Source organism: Streptomyces sp. NPDC045678 (genome assembly GCF_056432085.1).
Genome location: NZ_JBWKJS010000003.1, coordinates 809,452 through 825,787 on the forward strand (window position 1 = coordinate 809,452; position 16,336 = coordinate 825,787).

At 73.0% G+C, this 16,336-nt stretch carries 15 protein-coding genes; 7 read left to right on the forward strand and 8 right to left on the reverse strand.

The genetic code is table 11. The annotated features are described in order from the left end of the window. Positions 1–29 precede the first annotated feature (29 nt). The 4 genes from cseB to AC07DO_RS14695 form a co-directional block, all read right to left on the reverse strand. A complete protein-coding gene (gene cseB / locus AC07DO_RS14680; RefSeq protein WP_479059665.1) occupies positions 30–743 on the reverse strand; it encodes a two-component system response regulator CseB in 714 nt (237 codons plus the stop codon). 72 nt (positions 744–815) lie between these two features. Further along, entirely contained in the window at positions 816–1,418 is a 603-nt protein-coding gene (locus AC07DO_RS14685; RefSeq protein ID WP_479059666.1) for a hypothetical protein, read from the reverse strand. Positions 1,419–1,447: 29 nt separating this feature from the next. After that, entirely contained in the window at positions 1,448–1,987 is a 540-nt protein-coding gene (locus AC07DO_RS14690; RefSeq protein ID WP_479059668.1) for a SigE family RNA polymerase sigma factor, read from the reverse strand. Positions 1,988–2,235: 248 nt separating this feature from the next. Continuing rightward, positions 2,236–3,171 (reverse strand): HhH-GPD family protein, encoded by a 936-nt coding sequence (locus AC07DO_RS14695; RefSeq protein WP_479059670.1) that lies wholly within the window; start codon positions 3,169–3,171, stop codon positions 2,236–2,238. Positions 3,172–3,613: 442 nt separating this feature from the next. Here AC07DO_RS14695 and AC07DO_RS14700 point away from each other — a divergent pair, with 442 nt between their 5' ends. Next, on the forward strand, positions 3,614–5,371 hold the full coding sequence (locus AC07DO_RS14700; RefSeq protein WP_479059672.1) for a sensor histidine kinase: 1,758 nt from the start codon (positions 3,614–3,616) through the stop codon (positions 5,369–5,371). Between the two features lie 101 nt (positions 5,372–5,472). Next, a complete protein-coding gene (locus tag AC07DO_RS14705) occupies positions 5,473–6,099 on the forward strand; it encodes a response regulator (RefSeq protein ID WP_479059749.1) in 627 nt (208 codons plus the stop codon). Positions 6,100–6,123: 24 nt separating this feature from the next. Here the strand turns inward: AC07DO_RS14705 and AC07DO_RS14710 are convergent, their stop codons facing one another. Next, positions 6,124–6,873: a phosphatase PAP2 family protein gene (locus AC07DO_RS14710; RefSeq protein ID WP_479059673.1), complete on the reverse strand. Its 750-nt coding sequence runs from the start codon at positions 6,871–6,873 to the stop codon at positions 6,124–6,126. Between the two features lie 172 nt (positions 6,874–7,045). Here AC07DO_RS14710 and AC07DO_RS14715 point away from each other — a divergent pair, with 172 nt between their 5' ends. Continuing rightward, positions 7,046–7,855, forward strand: a complete 810-nt coding sequence (locus AC07DO_RS14715; RefSeq protein ID WP_479059675.1) for a hypothetical protein — start codon at positions 7,046–7,048, stop codon at positions 7,853–7,855. A 63-nt stretch (positions 7,856–7,918) separates the two neighbouring features. Here the strand turns inward: AC07DO_RS14715 and disA are convergent, their stop codons facing one another. Continuing rightward, positions 7,919–9,043, reverse strand: a complete 1,125-nt coding sequence (gene disA, locus AC07DO_RS14720) for a DNA integrity scanning diadenylate cyclase DisA (protein ID WP_479059676.1) — start codon at positions 9,041–9,043, stop codon at positions 7,919–7,921. 78 nt (positions 9,044–9,121) lie between these two features. Then, positions 9,122–10,531, reverse strand: coding sequence for a DNA repair protein RadA (gene radA, locus AC07DO_RS14725; RefSeq protein WP_479059678.1), 1,410 nt, complete (start codon positions 10,529–10,531; stop codon positions 9,122–9,124). 186 nt (positions 10,532–10,717) lie between these two features. Between radA and AC07DO_RS14730 the strand changes: the two genes are divergently transcribed. After that, positions 10,718–12,550, forward strand: a complete 1,833-nt coding sequence (locus tag AC07DO_RS14730; protein ID WP_479059679.1) for a BACON domain-containing protein — start codon at positions 10,718–10,720, stop codon at positions 12,548–12,550. A gap of 97 nt (positions 12,551–12,647) precedes the next feature. On the opposite strand, the gene AC07DO_RS14735 is transcribed toward AC07DO_RS14730, so the two are convergent. Further along, positions 12,648–13,574 carry a DUF3109 family protein gene (locus AC07DO_RS14735; protein ID WP_479059681.1) on the reverse strand — a complete coding sequence of 309 codons (927 nt, stop codon included), beginning with the start codon at positions 13,572–13,574 and terminating at the stop codon, positions 12,648–12,650. A gap of 71 nt (positions 13,575–13,645) precedes the next feature. Between AC07DO_RS14735 and AC07DO_RS14740 the strand changes: the two genes are divergently transcribed. The 3 genes from AC07DO_RS14740 to AC07DO_RS14750 all read left to right on the forward strand — a co-directional run bounded on the left by AC07DO_RS14740 (position 13,646) and on the right by AC07DO_RS14750 (position 16,233). After that, positions 13,646–14,578 (forward strand): Ppx/GppA family phosphatase, encoded by a 933-nt coding sequence (locus AC07DO_RS14740; protein ID WP_479059683.1) that lies wholly within the window; start codon positions 13,646–13,648, stop codon positions 14,576–14,578. 201 nt (positions 14,579–14,779) lie between these two features. Further along, positions 14,780–15,604, forward strand: coding sequence for a sugar phosphate isomerase/epimerase family protein (locus AC07DO_RS14745; protein ID WP_479059684.1), 825 nt, complete (start codon positions 14,780–14,782; stop codon positions 15,602–15,604). Next, complete coding sequence (locus AC07DO_RS14750; protein WP_479059686.1) at positions 15,601–16,233, forward strand: TetR/AcrR family transcriptional regulator; 633 nt, start codon at positions 15,601–15,603, stop codon at positions 16,231–16,233. The genes AC07DO_RS14745 and AC07DO_RS14750 overlap by 4 nt, the downstream gene beginning before the upstream one ends. Positions 16,234–16,336: the final 103 nt, after the last annotated feature.

The following is a 16,336-nucleotide window of genomic DNA, read 5'->3' on the forward strand; positions in this document are numbered from 1 at the left end:
ATCGTTGCCGGTTGCGGCACGAGTCCCGCTCACGCCTTGAGCTTGTAACCGAAGCCGCGGACCGTCTCGATGCGGTCCTGGCCCACCTTCGTGCGCAGCCGCTGCACGTGGACGTCGACGACGCGGGTGTCGCCGCCCCAGCCGTAGTCCCACACGCGCTCCAGGAGCTTGTCGCGGGAGAGGACCGTGCCGGGCGCGGACGAGAATTCGAGCAGCAGGCGCATCTCGGTCGGCGTCAGCGCCACCGGCGCCCCGCCCCGGTGCACCTCCATGCCGACCGTGTCGATCTCCAGGTCGCCGAAGGTCAGCACCCCGCCGTCCTCCGCACCGCCGTCCTCCTGATGGGAGCCCGCCGAACCGGGACCGCTCGCGTGCCCGAAGCGGCGCAGGACGGCGCGGATGCGGGCGACCAGGACGGCGCCGTCGAACGGCTTGGTCACGTAGTCGTCGGCGCCCGCCTCCAGGCCGAGCACCACGTCGATGGAGTCGGCACGGGCGGACAGCATGATCACCGGGACGGTCGACTCCTCGCGGATGCGGCGGCACAGCGAGACGCCGTCCATGCCGGGCACCATCACGTCGAGCAGCGCGATGTCCGGCTGGTCGGCGCGGAAGGCCTCCAGGCCCGCGAGGCCGTCCGGCATGGCGGTCACGGCGAAACCGTCGCGCTCCAGGGCGAGCTGGGTGGCCTCACGGATGACGTCGTCGTCCTCGACGAACAGGACGTGGGTCTGCTCTGCCATCGGGTGCTCTCAGTCCTTTTCGGTGCGTCAGGTGCGTCGGGTGCGTCACAGGCGTGCGGTCGGAGGGCCGCGTCAGTCGACGGACGGCTCGGTCGGCCCGTCACCCACCGCGTTTCCGAAGTCGTTGCGCGTACGCCCCGACTCCGTGAAACGGTTCGCCGACCAGCGGTACGTGATCACTTCCTCGCCGGAGGGATAGGCCACCGAGTCGCCCGACTCGTACAACTGCTTCGTCACGACCAGGGCGCCCCGGTCGATCTCGGCGTAGACGGAGGCGGGCTCCTCGGCCTGGAAGACATTCTCGTACTTATCGCCCTGGGCGCGATAGACGTAACTGCCGATCCCCACAGCATCACCGCAGGTCAGCACGTTCACCACAACATCTGAGGCGGATCCCCCGGTCAGGTCCCCGTACGACACGTCGACCGGGTACGTCTTCCCCACGCACGGCTTCAGGTCCCGCTTGATCGACGGGCTGACCTTCGGGTCATCCTTGACCAGCCGCACCGCGTCGATCTTCTTCGCCGGCACGGACGCCGAGGGCGAGGGGGACGGCGCGGTGGACACGACGGGCTCGCTGCGGGCCGGGCCCTCGTCACGCGCACCGGATCCGCCCGTCGAACAGGCGGAGAGCAAAAGGCCGAGGGCGGCGAACCCGGCCGTCGCCGCGCTCACCGCCTGCACGCTGTGTCCGGCCCGAGGGCCTAGGCCGCGCAACTCTCCCGCTCCTCACGTTCGAGCGCGCGCGCGTCCAGGTCACGGCTCTCCAGCTCCTGACGGAGCCTGGCGAGCGCCCGGTGCAGCGTGCTCTTGACCGTTCCGGCCGACATGCCGAGGGCGGCGGCCGTCTCCTCTGTGGACATCTGCTCCCAGTGTCGCAGCACGACCACGCTGCGCTGCTTGGGTGCGAGCACCTTCATGATGTCCATCAGCAGCGCGCGGTCCGCGTGCTGCTCCGTGGAGTCTTCCACGCTCGCGTCGGGCAGCTGCTCGGTGGGCACCTCGTCGAGCTTGCGGGCGCGCCACCACTCCGTACGGGTGTTGATCATGACGCGGCGCAGGTAGGCGTCCGCGAGCCGCTTGTCGGCTATGCCGTCCCAGCGGCCGTACGTCCGCACGAGAGCGGTCTGCAGCAGGTCCTGGGCGTCCACGGGGTCCGGGACCAGGCGCCGGGCACTGCGCAGCAGAGCATCCTGCCGAGTGCGGACGTACTCTTCGAACTCGAGCACCTCGCCGTGCGCCATATCAAACCGCCTCCGTTCCGTCCCATTGCCGACCGCCGTCCCTGCTGTGCGGTACAGGTAAGAAGCTACGGAGGGGTTGTCACGAGGTTGTGCGGAGCAGCCAGCGGCGGACGCACGGCTGTACGTAGGTTGTGTAACAGAAGTAGGGCCCGAGTAAATACCTGCGTTTACCAGGGCCCCAGGCGTCACGGCCATCGGGTCGAAGGCGGACAGGCCGGATAATCTTGCATTAACCGGGCCAAAGGCGGTCAGGTCAGGGGTAGCCGGTACAAACCGTCCGGCAGCGGCTCCACGAGACCGTCCGCGACGAGACCGTCCAGCGCGCGGGCCCGCTGCACCGGCTCGTCCCACACCCGGTCGAGCACGGCCTGCGGGACGGGCGCCACGGCCTCGCGCAGCACGGCGAGCAGCTTGCCCCGCACCTGCCGGTCCGTTCCCGCGTACGTCTGACCGCGGCGGGCCGGGCCCTCGTGCGCGGGCTTCCCCGCCGTACGCCAGGCGCACTGCGCGGCGATCGGGCACTGCGTGCAGTCCTCGTTCTTCGCCGTGCAGACCAGGGCGCCCAGCTCCATGGAGGCGGCCGCCCAGCGGGACGCGGTCTCCTCGTCCTCGGGCAGGAGGGCACGGGCGAGCTTGCGCTCGGCGGCGGTCGTCGCGTTCGGCGGGTACTGCACACCGGTCACGGCCCGCGCGAAGACGCGGCGCACATTGGTGTCGAGCACGGCATGCCGCTGCCCGTACGCGAACGAGGCCACGGCCGCCGCCGTGTACTCCCCGATGCCGGGCAGCGCGAGCAGCTGGGCGTGCTGCCGCGGTACGTCGCCGCCGTGCCGTTCCGTTATGGCGACGGCCGCGCCGTGCAGCCGCAGGGCGCGACGCGGATACCCGAGCCGCCCCCAGGCGCGGACGGCCTCACCCGGCGCCTCCTTGGCGAGGTCGGCGGGGCGGGGCCAGCGGGCCAGCCACTGCTCGTACACGGGCAGGACGCGGCTGACGGGCGTCTGCTGGAGCATGAACTCACTGACCATCACGCCCCACGGCCCGGCGTCCTCACGACGCCACGGCAGATCACGGGCATGCGTGTCGAACCACGCGATGACGGGACGGTGCAGGGACTCGCCTGCGGGCTCGGGGGCGTCCCCGGGGACGGGGCTGTTCGGCAGGGGCTTCGTGGGCGCAGTCATGGCACGTCCGATCCTGCCACGGGCTCGCCGACACGCGGGACAACCGCGCGGCTCGCGGTGCGGGTTTCGCCGGTCCAGCCGCCCCCCGACCGCTCCCGAGGAGGAGGCCACCGCCTGGGGGGGGCAGCACGGGCGCGGGGTGACTTCGGGGGTGTGGGCACGGGGCGACTTCCGGAGGTGCGGGCGTGGGGCGGCTTCCGGGGGTGCGGGCGTGGGGCGGCTTCCGCGGGCGCGGGGCGGCTTCCGGGGGGCGGGGCGCAGGGTGGGTCAGGGGCGCGGGGAACTGCGCGACCAGCCACGAACAACCCGCACCGGCACCCGCACCGGCACCCGCACCCGTCCCCGCACCCCTCCCCGCACCCCTCCCCGCGCCCGTCCCCGTCGTCGATGACCTGACGATCGGCAGGGGCGATCCCCACGAGCGGCCAGTAGCGTCGGGGAAGTGGATCAGGGCGCGCGGAAGAGCAAGAGGAAGAGCAAGCGGAAGAGCAAGAGGAGAGGCGTCGGCACACGCACCAAGGACGTGCTGCTGTGGACGGCGCTTGCCGTGCCCGTCGTGAGCGTGGACCGGCTGGGGCTCAACGAACCGCGCTCCGTGGGACAGCAGCTCACCGGACTCGCCGTCCTCGCCGTCGCCGTCGTCGTCCGCCGGGCCCACCCCCTCCCCGCCTTCCTCCTCGCCGCCGCCCTCGGCCTCGCCACCGCCCCCTCCCTCTTCACCCTCGCCTACGGTCCCGCCTTCGCCGTCCTCGCCCTGCTCCTCGGCCGCCGCGCCGACCGCGCGAGGACCGCGCTCATCGGCTTCGGAGGCGTCGCCGTCGCCGGCACCGTCAAGATCGCCGCGCGCGACGTCGACCCGACCGTCGAGTGGGCCGTCCTCATGGCGACGCTCGTCTTCGGCGCGGTCTTCCCCTGGCTCGCGGGCCGCTACTGGCGCCAGGGCCGCGAACTGGCCGCCGCAGGCTGGGCCCGCGCCGACCAGCTGGAGCGCGAGCAGCGCATCGTCGCCGACCGCGCCCGGCTGCGCGAACGGGCCCGCATCGCCCAGGACATGCACGACTCCCTGGGACACGAACTGAGCCTGATCGCCGTACGGGCGGGGGCGCTCCAGGTCGCCCCCGACCTGCCGGACCCGCACCGCGAGGCCGCCGCCGACCTTCGCGCGGCCGCCTCGCAGGCCACCGACAGGTTGCACACGATCATCGGACTGCTCCGCGAGAAGGGCGACGAACAGGCGCCGCTCGCCCCGGCAGGCGAGAGCGTCGCGGCCCTCGTCGCGCGCGCCGAGGCGTCGGGGCTGCGCATCATGTACGTCGATGAGGGGGACCGCCCCGGGGCACGGGCGAAGGGTGACCCGGCGCGCCGGGGGCTGACCGAGGGGGCCGTCCACCGTGTCGTCCAGGAGGCCCTGACCAACGCCGCGAAGCACGCGCCGGGCGCGCACGTCACCGTCACGGTCACGCGGGACGGCTCCGCGACGACGGTGACCGTCACCAACGGACGTACCGAGACCGAGCATTCGGCACCCGCCTCGCCGGGCGGCGAATCCCCGCCGGGCGGCGGCTCCTCGCCGGGCGGCGGCTCCTCGCCGGGCGGCGGCTCCGAGTCACGCGACGACTCCCCGTCACGCGACGACTCCCCGTCACGCGGCGGCTCCGAGTCACGCGGCGGCTCCGGCCTCCGCGCCCTGCACGCCCGCGTCACGGACCTCGACGGCACACTCGAAGCGGGCCCGCACGGCGACGGCTTCCGGGTCACCGCCCGCCTCCCCGACCGAGGCGTCGCCCCACGGCCCGCCGCGCCCCGCCTCACCGAAGCCCGCCGCCGCACCGCCCTGGCCTTCGGCGCCGCCGTCGCCACGGGAGCCCTGCTCGTCGGGGGCACCTTCGCCTGGTACGCGTACACCCGCACGCACTCCGTCCTGGCCCCCGCCGACTACGCGCGCCTCCGCATCGGCGAGTCCCGCGCCGAGGTCGAGCGCGTACTCCCCGACCGGACCGTCGCCGACCCGCCCCTCGAACGCGCCCCGAGCCCGCCGCCGCGGGACGCCGACTGCGCGTACTACCGGTCGAGCGGCGAACTCTTCACCTCCGTCGTCCACTTCAGACTCTGCTTCGAGGGCGGGGCGGAGGGCCGCCTCGTGGACAAGGCGGTCATCCCGACGGCACAGGACCAACAGAACAGGGAGCGTGCGCGATGAACGAGGTGCGATCGGACGAGGCGCGGTCAAGGGCGGACGAGGCGCGATCGGAGGCGGGCGGCGCCCCCGCCATCCGCGTTCTCCTCGCCGACGACGAGGCCATGATCCGGGCCGGCGTGCGCGCCATCCTCGCCGCGGGGCGGGACGTCGAGGTCGTCGCGGAGGCCGGCGACGGGCGCGAGGCCGTGGCGCTGGCACAGGCCCACCGGCCCGACGTGGCGCTGCTCGACATCCGCATGCCGCTCCTGGACGGCCTGACCGCGGGGGAGGAGATCGTACGGACGGTGCCGGGCACCGCGGTGGCGATGCTGACGACGTTCTCCGAGGACGCGTACATCGCACGGGCCCTCGCCGGCGGCGCCACCGGCTTCCTGCTGAAATCCGGCGACCCGCACGAACTCATCGCGGGCGTACGGGCCGTGGCGGGCGGCGCCGCCTTCCTCTCGCCGAAGGTCGCCCGGCACGTCATCGACGGCTTCGGCGCCCGGCGCATGGGCCGCGGCGCCACCGCCCGCGCCCGCGTCGAGGCCCTCACCCCGCGCGAACGCGAGGTGCTCGGCCTGGTCGGCGCGGGCCTGTCCAACCCGGAGATCGCCGCGCGCCTGCATCTCGTCGAGGGCACGGTCAAGGCGTACGTGAGCGCGGTCCTCGACCGGCTCGGGGTCAAGAACCGCGTTCAGGCGGCGATCGTCGCGTACGAGGCGGAACTCGTACCGGAGACGGACTGACGGACCCGGGACGAGACGTTCGGGTCAGTGGGGCCGCTGTGTGTCGTCCCGGCGGATCGTCATGGTGGGCGGGTCGTACGCGGCGGGGTCGTAGACCGGCGGCTGGAGACTCGGCGCAGGAGCCGGCGCGGGCGCGGGCGCGGGAGCCGGGATGCGGGCGCGGCCCCGGCCGGGACCCGGGCCCGCGAACCACGTCACGATCCCCGTGGACGACCCGCGCATCGCCAGCGTGATCCGCGCCACCGGACGCGTCATGATCCGTACGAGCAGGAACACGATCACCGCGCCGAAGACGAGACCCACCGCCACGTCGTGCGGGTAGTGGACACCGACGAAGACCCGCGAGAAGGCCATGAGCACGGCCATCGGCACGGTCAGCGCCGCGATGCGCGGCCAGGCCAGCGCGAGACCGATGGCGGCGGCGCCCGCGATGGTCGAGTGGTTGCTGGGGAAGGACCAGTCGCCGTGCGGCGGGCACTCGACGAGCGGCCTCAGCGCGCCGGACACCGCCCGGCACGGCCGCTCCTCGTCGATCGCGGACTTGGCCAGTTCGCTGCACACGTACGCCACCGCCGTGGCGAGAGGAGCGAGCACCGCGACCGCCAGCGCGCGGGGGTCCCCGCGCCTGGCACGCCACCAGGCGACGACGAAGAGCACCCCGAAGAGCAGCAGTCCGAGCTCCGTCCACACCTCGGCGAGGTGCTGGAACCACGAGGGCGTGTCGTGGGCGAACTCGGTGATATCGCGGTAGAGATCGTCGGTCATGGTGTCCATGATTACGGACGGTACGTAGTACGGCCGAATCGTCACATCTGGCGATCGTCCGGTCACGCACCTGACGATGGACAGGGTCGAAGAGGCGTCCCGGGATGATGATCCGGAAACTTTGTCGCTCAAGGCGGCGGGTGGGGCGGGAGAAGCACCGGATCTCTCGTAAGGTTTGGGCGTGGGATCTCTGCGCAATCCGGTCGGGCCGCTTCCCTCCACCATCTACTGGCGTCGGAGGGCCGTTCTGCTGTCCGTACTGGGCCTCCTGGTGCTCCTCGTCGTCTGGATCGTCACCTCCGGTGGCGGGGGCGGCGGCAACAACGCGGACGGGCCGGGCGGCAACGGCCCCGCCACGTCCATCACTCCGGGCCCCACCGGGTCGGGCCCCGCGATCAGTGAACACCCGGGCGGGCGGGACGAGTCGAGCGACGGCTCCGGCTCGGGCGGCTCCGGCGGTTCGGGCGGGTCGGGCTCCGGCGGTTCGGGCGGCTCCGGCGGCGCGGCGGGCACCGGTGGCGGCGGCTCCGGTGACGACGCGAAGGGCGGCGGAGGTTCGGGCGCCCGGCTCCCGGCCGGTACGCGGCTGCCCAACTGCACCGGCGGCGACGTCAAGTTGAAGGTGCGCAGCATCGAGAACCGGTACGCGGTCGATGAGAAGCCGAAGTTCGAGCTGATCGCCGAGAACAGCGGCGGCAAGGCGTGCAAGGTCGATCTCGGCGGCAAGGGCACGGTGCTGACGATCACTCAGGCCGCGGGGGACGACGAGTTCTGGTCCTCGGCGGACTGCCCCGAGGGCAGCGGGAGCCTGTTGCTGCGGGTTCCGGCGGAGGGGCGGATCACGCACTCGGTGCAGTGGGACCGGCGGGCCAGTGAGCCCCAGTGCGCGACGCCTTCGGCGGGATCGGCGGCTCCGGGAACGTACCTGGTCGAGGCGAAGGCCCCCGGCCTCGGCACGGCCCAGGCATCCTTCGTCCTGGAAAAGGACTGACCCCCACACCGCTCCCGGCGTGGGGGCGGCCCGCCCGGTGACAGTGGGCCCGCCCGCCGAAGGCTAGACGTACCGCTCGAGGATCGACGACTCCGCCAGGCGCGACAGGCCCTCGCGCACGCTCCTCGCCCGTGCCTCGCCGACGCCGTCCACCGTCTGGAGGTCGTCCACACTCGCGGCGAGGAGCTTCTGGAGCCCGCCGAAGTGCTCGACCAGGCGGTCGATGATCGCGCCGGGGAGACGGGGGACCTTGGCGAGGAGGCGGAAGCCCCGCGGGGACACCGCGGAGTCCAGCGCCTCGGGGGAGCCCGTGTAACCCAGGGCCCGCGCCACCGTGGGGAGTTCGAGGAGCTCCGCGTGCGTGAGGGAGTCCAGCTCGGCCAGCGCCTCGTCGACCGTGCGCGACCGCTTGGCCGTGGGCTCGGGCACGTAGTCCCGCACGACAAGCTCCCGCTCGGGCTCGACGCCCGCGATCAACTCGTCCAGCTGGAGGGCGAGGAGACGCCCGTCCGTGCCGAGCTCGACCACGTACTCGGCGATCTCCGTCGCGATACGGCGCACCATTTCGAGGCGCTGGGCGACAGCGGTGACGTCCCGCACCGTCACCAGATCCTCGATCTCCAGGGCCGACAGCGTGCCCGCGACCTCGTCGAGCCGGAGCTTGTACCGCTCGAGGGTGGCCAGCGCCTGGTTCGCGCGGGACAGGATCGCGGCCGAGTCCTCCAGGACGCGCCGCTGACCGTCCACGTACAGCGCGATCAGCCGCATGGACTGGGAGACGGAGACCACCGGGAAGCCGACCTGCTTGCTCACGCGGTCCGCCGTGCGGTGCCGCGTGCCGGTCTCCTCCGTGGGAATCGTCGGATCCGGCACGAGCTGCACGCCCGCGCGGAGGATTTTGGTGATGTCCTTGTCGAGGACGATGCCGCCGTCGAGCTTGCACAGCTCACGCAGCCGCGTCGCCGTGAACTCGACGTCCAGGATGAAGCCGCCCGTGCACATCGACTCGACGGTCTTGTCCCAGCCGAGGACGATCAGGCCACCCGTGTTGCCGCGGAGGATGCGCTCAAGGCCGTCCCGCAGTGCCATCCCGGGCGCGACGGCGCTCAGGGAGGCGCGCATCAGCGCATCGGCACCGGAGCCCGAACCCGGCTTGCCGGGAACCGATGCCCGGTCGTTGGCTGCCACTGCACTCCCTCGGTCGCAGGTTCTCCAGGCCTTCGCCGGCACCTTGCTTCGTACGGATGGGCGAGACCAGGGCAAAGTCTACCGGCGCTCTTCCTCCTCCCGTGGGGCCTCTCGGCGACGCGACCTCGGAAGGACACGGAGGGCGTCCCCCATGTCGGCGACTTCGATGACCTTCATACCGGCCGGAATCCGTCCTGGATCGGCCGGTACGAGCGCGTGCGTGAAGCCCAGGCGGTGCGCCTCCGACAGCCTGCGCTGGACACCCGTGACCCGTCTGACCTCGCCCGCCAGGCCCACCTCGCCGATCGCGACAAGGTTCTTCGGCAGCGGAGTGTCACTCGCGGCGCTGGCCAGGGCGAGGGCGACGGCGAGGTCCGCCGCGGGCTCGGAGAGCTTCACGCCGCCGACCGTCGCGCTGTAGATGTCGCGCTTGCCGAGCGCGGTGATCCGGCCGCGCTGTTCCAGGACGGCGAGCATCATCGAGACGCGGGAGGTCTCCAGGCCGGACGTGGTGCGGCGGGGGCTGGGGATCTGCGAGTCGACGGTGAGGGCCTGGACTTCGGCCACCAGGGGGCGGCGGCCCTCCAGGGTGACGGTCAGACAGGTGCCGGGAACGGGCTCGGCGCGGCGCGTGAGGAAGAGGCCGCTGGGGTCGGCGAGTCCGGTGATGCCCTCGTCGTGCAGTTCGAAGCAGCCGACCTCGTCCGTCGTGCCGTACCGGTTCTTGACGCCTCGGACCAGACGCAGGCGCGCGTGCCGGTCGCCCTCGAACTGCAGGACCACGTCGACGAGGTGCTCCAGGAGGCGGGGGCCCGCGATGGCGCCGTCCTTGGTGACGTGTCCGACCAGGAGCGTGGACATGCCGCGCTCCTTGGAGGCGCGGATCAGCGCGCCCGCGACCTCGCGGACCTGCGCCATCCCGCCGGGCGCCCCGTCGATCTCGGGGGAGGCGACCGTCTGGACCGAGTCGAGGATCAGGAGGGAGGGCTTGACCGCGTCCAAGTGGCCGAGGACGGCGGCGAGATCGGTCTCGGCGGCCAGGTACAGGTGGTCGTCGATGGCGCCGATGCGGTCGGCGCGCAGCCGCACCTGGCTCGCCGACTCCTCACCCGTCACGTAGAGCGTGCGGTGCGCGTCGCTCGCCGCCTTCGCCGCGACGTCCAGGAGCAGCGTGGACTTGCCGACGCCCGGCTCGCCCGCGAGCAGCACCACGGCGCCGGGGACCAGACCGCCGCCGAGCACACGGTCCAGCTCGGGCACGCCGGTGGAGCGCGCGGTGGCCTGGCGCCCGTCGACCTCGCCGATCGGGACGGCGGAGGAGGTGACGCGGCCGGGGGCGGTCGTGCGGACCGCGGGCGCGCCGTACTCCTCGACCGTCCCCCAGGCCTGGCATTCGGGGCAGCGGCCGAGCCACTTGGCCGTCTGCCAGCCGCACTCCGTGCAGCGGTAGGACGGACGGTCCTTGGCGGATTTCGTACGGGCAGCCATGGTCGAACCGTAGCCGAGGCCACTGACAACGCCGCCGCGTCGGCGTCTCGTCCGCCACGTGTGCGAACCGGGGCCACGGAATCGGGGGTTCCTGTCCCCTTTTGAGGGATCTGTTCACCCGTAAGGATTAAATGTGCTCAAGGGGGAGGAAGCGAGCTGCATCATCCGCATAACTTCGCACGGGTGATGAGCAGCAGTCCGGAATCTCCCACGAACACAACCGGCGCACACCGGGCGCACCGTGATGCGCGCAAGCGCGTGGTGCCCCGCCCGGCACCCCGGACCCTGCCTCCCGGGCGCTACGAACCGTGTCTGGACGGCCTGTTCACGTACTGCCTGTCGGTGCTCTGCGACCACGACGCGGCGACGGCGGCGCTGGGCGACGTGCTCCATCACGCCGACCGCCGTGGCGCCCGCGGCCCCTCGGCCGAGAGCGAGCTGAAGACCTGGCTCTACGCCCTCGCCCGCTGGGTCTGCCTGCGCCGACTTGCCGAGGCGAAGCGCAACCGGGAAGGCGGCGGCAGGCACGCGCAGGGCGCGGCCAAAGCCTCCTCCGACGGCGCCGACGGCGGGAAGACCTCGGGGACCTCGACGGGCTCCGGGCCCACAGAGGCCTCCTCCGCTTCCCCCACCTCCGCCACCGCAGAGGCCTCCTCCGCTTCTCCCACCTCCGCCACCGCGGAGGAAACCGTCCGCCAACGCCGTCGCGAACTCGCCCAGCTCGCCTGGCCCGAAGCCGCCGGCACCACTCCCGAGCAGCGCGAGGCCCTCGAGCTGGCCGTCCGCCACCAGCTCACCCCCGCCCAGGTCGCCGCCGTCCTCGGCATGGACCTCACCAAGGCCCGCGGCCTGCTCGCCTCCGCCGCCTGCGAGGTGGAGCGCACCCGCGCGGCCCTCGCCGTCGTGGAGACCGGCAGCTGCCCGATCGTGGCCCGCCTCACCGGCGACAACCAGCTCCTGCTCGGCACCGCCCTGCGTCGCGAGCTCGTCCGGCACGTCGACGACTGCCCGCGCTGCCGCCGCACCGCCGAGCGCGCCGGATCGACCGCCTGGCCCGGCACGGCCGTCAGCCCGGCCGCGCTCCCCGTGATCGAGGCCCCGCGGGCCGCGCTCCACAGGGCGATGGCACACGTCCCACGCGCGCGTGGCGGCAGCCCCCGCTACGACCGGCGCGGTTTCCCGATGGACCCCAAGGACCACGCGGCCCGCCGCGACCGCTTCCGCGCGCGTGCCGTCACGACGACCGTCGTCGCCACCGTGGTGGCCGCCCCGGTGCTCGCGCTCTGGGCCGCGTACCGGGGAGCGCCGCTCACCGGCGAGGGCCACGACGGCCGTTCGGTCACCGCGAGCGAGGACGGCGGCGCCGGAGGCCTCGGCGGCGACCGCCCGGGGGACGGGTACGAGAACGCGGGCAACGCCCGCAAGGGCCCCGAGCCCCGCTTCACCAAGGGCAGCCACTCGCCCGACGTCTCCGTGGAGGTCATCAGCGGCGGTTCGGCCGGCTCGACAGGACCGGGCCGCCTCACCGTGGAGGCACAGCCCAGCGGCGACACGACGCTCATCACGCTGACGGCGTCCGGTGGTTCACCGGTCCACTGGTCGGCGGCCGAGAGCGCGCCGTGGCTCTACCTGAGCCGCTCGTCGGGGACGCTCGCGCCGGGCCGGTCGGTCACCATCCAGGTGTACGTCGACCACACCCGCGAGCCGGCCGGGCACTGGCGCGCGCGTGTCTCGATCGCACCCTCGGGCGCGATCATCGCCATCGACGGATACGGGGACGGACGACCGCCGACCCACCCCGGACCGGGCCCACGGCCCACGGACCCCCGCCCGTCCGACCCGGGCCCCTCGGACCCCGGCCCCTCCGACCCCGGCCCTTCGGACCCGGGCCCCTCCGATCCAGGGCCGACCGACCCCACGCCGATCCCATCGGACCCGACCCCCACCCCGTCGGACCCGGGCCCGGGCTCGGGCGACACATCACCGCCGCAGGGCGACGGCAGTGGCGGACCCGGCTAGGGCAGGCCCTGGGCCGGTGCCGGAAGCGCTGCCCGCCCCACAGGCCCCAGCGCCTGTGCCGGAAGTCCCGCCTGCCCCGCGACGCACGGCACAGGCCCTAGCGCCCCACGGGATCCGCCGGATGCGGCGCGAGCAGCGGAAGCTGGGAGGCCAGACGCTCCTCGCACAGCTCCACGAGCCGGTCGTACCCCTCCCTGCCCATCAGCTCGATCAGCTCGGGCCGGTAGGAGACGTACACCGGATCGCCCGCGCCGTGCGCCGACGTCGCCGACGTGCACCACCAGTGCAGGTCGTGGCCGCCGGGACCCCAGCCCCGCCGGTCGTACTCACCGATCGACACCTGCAGCACGCGGGTGTCGTCGGGCCGGTCGATCCACTCGTACGTCCGGCGCACCGGCAGCTGCCAGCACACGTCCGGCTTCGTCTCCAGCGGCTCGCGGCCCTCCCGCAGCGCCAGGATGTGCAGCGAGCATCCGGCGCCGCCCTCGAAGCCGGGACGGTTCTGGAAGATGCACGAGCCGTTGTACGGACGGGTCTGGCGGTCGCCGTCCTCGTCCGTGGAGACCCAGCCGGTCTCCCGGCCCACGTCGTGGTGCTGCCAGATGTCGGGCGTCAGCCGCTCGACGTACCCGGCGACCCGCTTCTCGTCGTCATCGTCGGAGAAGTGGGCACCCAGCGTGCAGCAGCCATCGGCGGCGCGGCCCGGCTGGATGCCCTGGCAGCCACTGCCGAAGATGCAGTTCCACCGAGAGGTCAGCCATGTCAGATCGCAGCGGAACGTCTGCTCGTCGTCCGCGGGATCAGGGAACTCCACCCAGGCACGGGCGAAGTCGAGCCCCTTCTCGTCCGGCTCGGCCTGCGCCACCTCCGCCGGTTTCCCGGACTTCCCCGGCTTCTCCTTCTTCGCTACCTTTCCCGGCTTCTCCGGCTTCCCCTTCTTCGTCGGCTTCTCCGACGCGGCCTGCTGGGTCGACGGCTTCCCCGGCTTCGATTTGTCGGTCTTCGCCTTTTTCGTCTTTGGCACGTCTCCAGGGTATGCGTGCGGCCGACCGCCCGCGGCCAGCCGAACGCCCCATCCGGCGTAGCGTTCCGTACATGAGACTCGGTGTCCTCGACGTGGGGTCGAACACGGTGCATCTGCTCGTGGTCGACGCCCACCCCGGCGCGCGCCCGCTGCCCGCGCACTCCCACAAGGCCGACCTGCGCCTGGCCCAACTCCTCGATCCCGCCGGTGCGATCGGCCCCGAGGGCGTCGACCGCCTGGTGACCGTGGTCCGCGAGGCGATGGTGGCCGCCGAGGACAAGGGCGTGGAGGAAGTCCTGCCCTTCGCCACCTCCGCGGTGCGCGAGGCGAGCAACGCCGACGCGGTGCTCGCCAGGGTCAAGGACGAGACCGGCGTCGACCTGCGGGTCCTGACCGGCGAGGAGGAGGCCAGGCTGACGTTCCTGGCCGCCCGGCGCTGGTTCGGCTGGTCCGCGGGCAAGCTCCTCGTCCTCGACATCGGCGGCGGCTCCCTGGAGATCGCGTACGGCATGGACGAGGAGCCCGACGCGGCGGCCAGCCTGCCGCTCGGCGCCGGCCGCCTCACCGCCGCCTGGCTGCGGACGGACCCGCCGGACCCCTCCGACGTGAAGGCACTGCGCCGCCACGTGCGTGCGCAGATCGCGCGGACGGTCGGCGAGTTCAGCAGGTTCGGCGCCCCCGACCACATCGTGGCGACGTCGAAGACGTTCAAGCAGCTCGCCCGCCTCACGGGCGCCGCACGCTCGGCCGACGGTCTCTACGTACAACGCGAACTGAAGCGCAAATCCCTGGAGGACTGGGTTCCGCGGCTCGCCGCGATGACCACGCAGGAGCGCTCCGAGCTGCCCGGCGTCTCCGAAGGGCGGGCCGGACAGCTGCTCGCCGGAGCGCTCGTCGCGGAGGGCGCGATGGACCTCTTCGGGGTCGAAACCCTGGAGATCTGCCCGTGGGCGCTGCGCGAGGGCGTGATCCTGCGCGAGCTCGACCACCTGCCCGCATCGTGAGCCGACGGCATGCGACCTGACCCGGACCCGACGCCGGACAGCGGGCCGGACCGGACACCGGACGGTACGCCGGACAGCAAGCGCGCCCGGACGGCGCCGGACGGTACGCCGGACCGGGCACCGGCCGACCGCACGGGCCCCGACCAGGGCGGCACGAGGCCACCTCCCCGGCGCCCGGACGCGGCCCGTACGCTGTCCCTCGTGGCAGAACCAGTGGTGCGCATCCCGGATGCGAAGGTCGCCCTGTCGACGGCCTCGGTCTATCCGGAGTCGACGGCGACGGCCTTCGAGATCGCCGCACGCCTGGGCTACGACGGCGTCGAGGTCATGGTCTGGACCGACCCCGTCAGCCAGGACATCGAGGCCCTGCGCAGACTGAGCGACTACCACCGGATCCCCATCCTCGCCGTCCACGCGCCCTGCCTGCTCATCACGCAGCGCGTCTGGTCCACGGACCCGTGGGTCAAGCTGCAGCGCGCCAAGGCCGCCGCGGAGAAGCTCGACGCGTCGACCGTCGTCGTGCACCCGCCGTTCCGCTGGCAGCGGCAGTACGCCCGCGACTTCGTCGACGGAATCTGGCGCATGGCCGACGAGACGGACGTCCGGTTCGCCGTCGAGAACATGTACCCCTGGCGCTACCGCGACCGCGAGATGCTCGCGTACGCACCCGACTGGGACGTCACCAAGGACGACTACCGCCACTTCACCGTCGACCTCTCGCACACCGCGACCGCCCGCACCGACGCGATGGACATGGTCGACCGCATGGGGGACCGGCTCGGCCACGTCCACCTCGCCGACGGCAAGGGCTCCGCCAAGGACGAACACCTCGTCCCGGGCCGCGGCACGCAGCCCTGCGCCGAGCTCCTGGAACGCCTCGCGGTCAACGGCTTCGACGGACACGTCGTCATCGAGGTCAACACGCGCCGCGCGATGTCCAGCGCCGAACGGGAGGCCGACCTCGCCGAGGCCCTCGCCTTCACCCGGCTGCACCTGGCCTCCGCCGTGAAGGTGCCGCGCTCATGACCTCCGGCGCGCCGTCGGAGGCCACCGCCCCGCGGCGCCGGGGACGCCCGTCCCGTATGCAGACGGAGACCGGCCCCGCGACGCGCGACCAGATCCTGCGGGCGGCCCGCGAGGAATTCTCCGAACGCGGCTACGAGAAGACGTCCGTACGCGGCATCGCCAAGGCCGCGGGCGTGGACCCGGCACTCGTACACCACTACTTCGGTACGAAGGAGCAGGTTTTCGAGGCGGCCATCACGGTCGCCTTCGCTCCGGCACTGAAGGCTCCCGCCGCGATCGACGACGGGCCGCTCGACGGGGTCGGCGAGCGCCTCACCCGGTTCGTCCTCGGCGTCTGGGAGAACCCCGCGACGCGCGCCCCGCTGCTCGCCATCGTGCGCTCGGCCGTCGACAACGAAACGGCCGCCGCGGTCTTCCGGCGCCTCGTCTCCACCCAGCTCCTCGGGCGCATCGCGGGCCGCCTCGACGTGCCGGACGCGGAACTGCGAGCCGAGCTCGCGGCCGCGCAGCTGGTGGGCGTCGCGATGCTGCGGTACGTGATCCAGGTGGAGCCGCTGGCCTCGGCGGACGTGGAACAGCTGGTGGCGCGGCTGGCTCCGGTGGTGCAGGGGCATCTGACGGGGGCGTGAGGGCGGCACGGACGCACGGGGCGCGTGAGACAGCCGTCCCGCCATCCGGACACCCTGTCCGGATCCTGGAGCCGCGGCGTACGCTCGAAGGCAGACTTGTCCC